The organism is Dietzia sp. DQ12-76 (genome assembly GCF_014145045.1).
GTDB lineage: Bacteria > Actinomycetota > Actinomycetes > Mycobacteriales > Mycobacteriaceae > Dietzia.
The window spans coordinates 1-2,552 of sequence record NZ_JAALDV010000377.1; the positions used below are offsets into that span (position 1 = coordinate 1).

Annotated in this window: 3 protein-coding genes; all 3 read right to left on the reverse strand. The window is 69.7% G+C overall.

Features of this window, described 5'->3' with window-relative positions; translation table 11 throughout:
- Positions 1-646, reverse strand: a 646-nt coding sequence (gene nuoE, locus G6019_RS12715) for an NADH-quinone oxidoreductase subunit NuoE (protein WP_182627735.1), incomplete at its 3' end; no start/stop codon positions are given.
- Positions 643-1,947 (reverse strand): NADH dehydrogenase (quinone) subunit D, encoded by a 1,305-nt coding sequence (nuoD, locus tag G6019_RS12720; protein ID WP_107755517.1) that lies wholly within the window; start codon positions 1,945-1,947, stop codon positions 643-645. The genes nuoE and nuoD, both read right to left, overlap by 4 nt.
- Positions 1,947-2,552, reverse strand: a 606-nt coding sequence (locus tag G6019_RS12725; RefSeq protein ID WP_241726027.1) for an NADH-quinone oxidoreductase subunit C, incomplete at its 5' end; no start/stop codon positions are given. The genes nuoD and G6019_RS12725, both read right to left, overlap by 1 nt.

Sequence of the window (2,552 nt, forward strand, 5' to 3'; positions counted from 1 at the left end):
GACGCGTGTCCGGGAAGCCCGCGAGGATGCGGGCGGTCTCTCGGAAGGTGCACAGCGGGGCGCCGCGGGTGGGGGTCACCGGCCGCCCGGCCCGCAGGTCGTCGACCACCCGGCGGGCCGAGTCGGGGGTCTGGTCGTCGAAGAACTCCCAGTTGATCATCACCACCGGCGCGTAGTCGCAGGCGGCGTTGCACTCGATGTGCTCCAGGGTGATCCGGCCGTCGTCGGTGGTGCCGGGGCCCTTGAGGCCCAGGTGGTCGGCGAGGGAGGCGAGGATCTCGTCGCCGCCCATCACCGCGCAGAGCGTGTTGGTGCACACGCCCACCAGGTAGTCGCCCGTCGGCGTGCGGCGGTACATCGAGTAGAAGGTCGCCACCGCCATCACCTCGGCCGCCGTGAGGTCCAGCACCCGTGCGCAGAACTCGACGCCGGCCGGCGTGATGTGCCCGTCCTCGGCCTGGACGAGGTGGAGCAGCGGGAGCAGCGCAGACCTGGCCTGCGGGTAGCGGGCGACGATCGCGGCGGCGTCATCGGCCAACCGCGCGCGGACGTCGTCCGGGTAGCTCCGTCGTGCGCCCGGGTGGACGATCGCCCCGGGTTCATCGGGCTTCTGGCCGAACTGCAGGAAGACCGGTTCGCCGCTCATCGGTCCACACCCCCCATCACCGGGTCGATGCTGGCGACGGCGGCGATCACGTCGGCGAGCATCCCGCCCTCGCACATGGCGGCCACCGCCTGCAGGTTGGTGAACGACGGGTCCCGGTAGTGGACGCGGTAGGGGCGGGTGCCGCCGTCCGAGACCATGTGCACGCCCAGCTCTCCGCGGGGCGACTCGACCGGCACGTACACCTGTCCCGGGGGCACCGCAAACCCTTCGGTGACCAGCTTGAAGTGATGGATGAGTGCCTCCATCGAGCTGTCCATGATGTGGCGGACGTGGTCGGGGGAGTTTCCCAGGCCGTCGGGACCGACCTTGAGCTGGGCGGGCCACGCGATCTTGGGGTCGTCCACCATCACGGGGCCGGGCTCGAGCCGGTCCAGACACTGTTCGATGATCCTCAGGGACTGCTTCATCTCGTCCACGCGGATGACGAATCGGTCGTAGCAGTCGCTGTGCGAGCCCGTCACCACGTCGAACTCGTAGGTCTCGTACCCGCAGTACGGATCGGTCCGGCGCACGTCGTGGGGCAGCCCGCTCGCGCGCAGCACCGGCCCGGTCACGCCCAGGGCGATGCACCCGGTGAGGTCCAGGTACCCGATGCCCTCGAGACGCATCTTCCAGATCGGGTTCTGGCGCAGGAGGAGCTCCATCTCGCGCAGGCGACCGGGCATCACGTCCAGCAGCTCCCGGATCGTGGGCACCGCCTCGTCGGGCAGGTCCTGGACCACCCCGCCGGGCCGGACGTAGGCGTGGTTCATCCGCAGACCGGTGATGATTTCGAAGACGTCCAGGACCATCTCCCGCTCGCGGAACCCGAACAGCATGGGGGTGCTGGCACCGAGCTCCAGGGCGCCGGTGGCGAGGGCGACCATGTGCGACGAGATCCGGTTGAGTTCCATGAGCATCACCCGGATGACCGACGCCCGTTCCGGCACCTGGTCGGTGATCCCGAGCAGCCGCTCCACCCCGAGGCAGTAGGCGACCTCGTTGAAGAACGGCGAGAGGTAGTCCATCCGGGTGACGAAGGTGACGCCCTGGGTCCAGTAGCGGTACTCGAGGTTCTTCTCGATCCCGGTGTGCAGGTACCCGATCCCGCAGCTCGCACGGGTGACGGTCTCTCCCTCGATCTCGAGGATGAGCCGCAGCACCCCGTGCGTCGACGGGTGCTGGGGGCCCATGTTGACGACGATGCGATCGTCGTCGGCACTGCGTGCGGCGTCGCTGATCGCCTCCCAGTCCTGTCCGGTCGCGGTGAGGACGGTGTCCGAGTCGGTTCTGTCGGCCATCAGCTGTATGCCCTCCGCTGGTCCGGGGGCGGGATGGTCGCGCCCTTGTACTGCACGGGGATCCCACCGAGCGGGTAGTCCTTGCGTTGCGGGTGGCCCTCCCAGTCGTCCGGCATCTGGATGCGGGTGAGCGACGGGTGCCCGTCGAAGTGGATGCCGAAGAAGTCGTAGGTCTCGCGCTCGTGCCAGTCGGTGGTCGGGTAGATCCTGGTCAGGGACGGGATGTGGGGGTCGGAATCGGGGGCCGAGACCTCCAACAGCAGCCGGCGGTTGTGGGTGATCGACTGCAGGGGGTAGACCACGTGCAGTTCGTGTCCCACGGCGCCGGGGTAGTGGACCCCGCTCACCCCGAGCGACATCTCGAAGCGGAGCGCGGGGTCGTCCCGGAGGGTCAGCGCGACCGCCGGCAGGTGTCGGCGCCGGACGTGGAGGGCCAGCTGCCCCCTGTGGACGACGACGTTCTCCACCGCGTCGTCGAAGGTCGGTCCGCCCCGCGATGCCAGGGCGGCGGTGAGAGCGGCGACCACCCCGCCGTCGTCGCCCTTGTCGTCGTCGGGCGCGCCTTCGTCCCGTGCACCGTGTTCCCCCTCGCCCGGGGCCCGGGT

Bases quoted from the DNA above. Each gene is read 5' to 3' on its own strand.
- nuoD (WP_107755517.1), bottom strand. From the start codon at position 1,947: ATGGCCGACAGAACCGACTCGGACACCGTCCTCACCGCGACCGGACAG.